The sequence below is a fragment of the Nocardiopsis sp. TNDT3 genome (genome assembly GCF_003427465.1).
GTDB classification, from domain to species: domain Bacteria; phylum Actinomycetota; class Actinomycetes; order Streptosporangiales; family Streptosporangiaceae; genus Nocardiopsis; species Nocardiopsis dassonvillei.
Window position 1 is genome coordinate 1 of sequence record NZ_QPFC01000049.1, and the last position, 2,389, is coordinate 2,389.

Sequence of the window (2,389 nt, forward strand, 5' to 3'; positions counted from 1 at the left end):
CCCGTAGACTGGGCCAGCCCTCCCCCGCCCGTCGAGCGAACCCGCGCGTACCCACGCGCGCCGCGGCGCGGACGGGGCCAGCAAGCCGAGACGAAACTGTGAGCCGAGAACCCCACATGTCCGATCAGCGCGTCGTCCGACCCACTCCCATCAGCGGTTTCCCCGAGTGGTCCCCTCAGGTCCGGGCCGTGGAGCAGCGCTGGCTGGACCATATCCGCGCCGGGTTCGAGTCCTTCGGCTTCGCGTCGGTGGAGACGCCGTCCGTGGAGAACCTCGACGTGCTGATGGCCAAGGGCGAGACCTCCCAGGAGGTCTACACCCTGCACCGCCTCCAGGCCGACGCCAAGGACGACTCCGACGCCAGACTCGGGCTGCACTTCGACCTCACCGTGCCCTTCGCCCGGTACGTCGCCCAGCACTTCAACGAGCTGGCCTTCCCCTTCAAGCGCTACCAGATGCAGCGCGTGTGGCGGGGCGAGCGCCCCCAGGAGGGGCGCTTCCGGGAGTTCACCCAGTGCGACATCGACGTCATCAACGTCGACTCCGTCCCGCTGCACTTCGACGCCGAGCTGCCGCGCATCGTGCACCGGGTGCTCAGCGGGCTGGACCTGCCCGCATGGACGCTCAACGTCAACAACCGCAAGGTCCTCCAGGGCTTCTACGAGGGCCTGGGCATCAAGGACCCGATCGCGGTCATCCGCGCCGTGGACAAGCTGCACAAGATCGGCGACGACGGCGTGCGCCAGATCCTGCTGGCCGACGGCCTGACCGACGAGCAGGCCGACGCCTGCCTCGCGCTGGCCCGCGTCCGGGGCGCCGGGACCGGCGTCGCCGAGCGGGTCCGCGGGCTCGGAGTCTCCTCCGAGCTGCTCGACGAAGGGCTGGAGGAGCTCTCCTTCGTGCTGGAGGACCTGGCCGACCTGCCCGAGGGCAGCGTCGTGGCCGACCTGTCCATCGCCCGCGGCCTGGACTACTACACGGGCACGGTCTACGAGGCCTCCTTCGACGACGACCCCGGCTACGGGAGCATCTGCGCGGGCGGGCGCTACGACGACCTGGCCGGGCAGTTCATCCGCAGGCGGCTGCCGGGCGTGGGCATCTCCATCGGCCTCACCCGCATCTTCGCCAAGCTCGTCGCCGAGGGCCGGATCGAGGAGGGGCGCGCCTGCCCCACCGACGTGATGGTCGTGGTGCCCGGCGCCGAGCGCCGCAGGGAGGCCCTGCTCACCGGGGAGCTGCTGCGCGGGCGCGGGTTCAACACCGAGGTGTTCCACTCCACCGCCAAGGTCGGCAAGCAGATCCAGTACGCCGCCAAGAAGGGCATCCCCTTCGTGTGGTTCCCGCCCTTCGGCGAGGACGGCGGCCACGAGGTCAAGGACATGGGGTCGGGGGAGCAGGGTCCGGCCGACCCCGCCACCTGGGCCCCGAAGGGCACGGAAAGCGCGGAGTAACCGCTCCATAGCACCTTCCCGTCCGGCGTGGGCGGTTTCTGTCCGCTCATGCCGGAACCGGCCATTCGGAGGACAACCGGGGGCGGCGGGTGCGACACTGGGAACGGCGTTCCCCGCGCCGCCCCCGCAGCGGCGGCGCGGCCTTCCGGGGCCCGCGGTGGATGCTTGCTCAGCCCCTGGGGGTTGTCGTTCAAGCGCCGGCGGGGTTCTGGAGGTGCCGGAGGTGGGACTGCGAGGAACGAGCCGTCTCACCGGAGGTGCCGTTGTGCTTGCTTCAACCCGATTCCTGCCTTCGGGGCGCCTGAACACAGGAAGGCTGCGGCCGCAGGCCGTCCGTTGAGGGTGGTGGAGGATGACGGGCGGGAGAAGCGGAGCGGAGCCCCAAAGAAGCACTGCCCAGTAATCGAGGCCATGTCCCCTCCCCGCCACAACCTGCCCCTGTCCGCCGGCGAGTTCATCAGCTTCGTCGGACGCGAGCGCGACATCGTCGACCTGGGCCGCCTCCTGGGCACCGCCCGGATGGTCACGCTGACCGGTACCGGCGGTATCGGCAAGACGCGCCTGGCCCTGCACCTGGCCGAACGCGTCATGCGCCGGTTCCCCGACGGCGTGCGCTTCGTCGACCTGAGCGAGGCCTCCACCCACGACCAGGCGCTGCGCGCGGTCGCGGGCAGCCTCCAGGCGGTGCAGGACGACTCGCGCACCATGACGGACGCCGTCATCACCTCGCTGCGCACCCGCAACCTGCTGCTGCTCCTGGACACCTGCGAGCACGCCGTGGGGCCGATGGCGCAGCTGTGCCAGGCCGTGCTGCGCGACTGCCCCCGGGTGCGCATCCTGGTGACCAGCCGCCAGCCCCTGCACGTTCCCGAGGAGAACATCTGGCGGGTGCCGCCGCTGTCCCTGCCAGCGCGGCCCACCCCCACCGACCCCTACGC

Annotated in this window: 2 protein-coding genes; both read left to right on the plus strand. The window is 71.2% G+C overall.

The genetic code is table 11. The annotated features are described in order from the left end of the window. The first annotated feature begins 116 nt into the window (after window positions 1-116). Entirely contained in the window at window positions 117-1,451 is a 1,335-nt protein-coding gene (hisS, locus tag DQW06_RS01355) for a histidine--tRNA ligase (RefSeq protein WP_013154615.1), read from the plus strand. A gap of 411 nt (window positions 1,452-1,862) precedes the next feature. Further along, on the plus strand, window positions 1,863-2,389 hold a 527-nt coding region (locus tag DQW06_RS01360; protein WP_117197816.1), incomplete at its 3' end, for an NB-ARC domain-containing protein.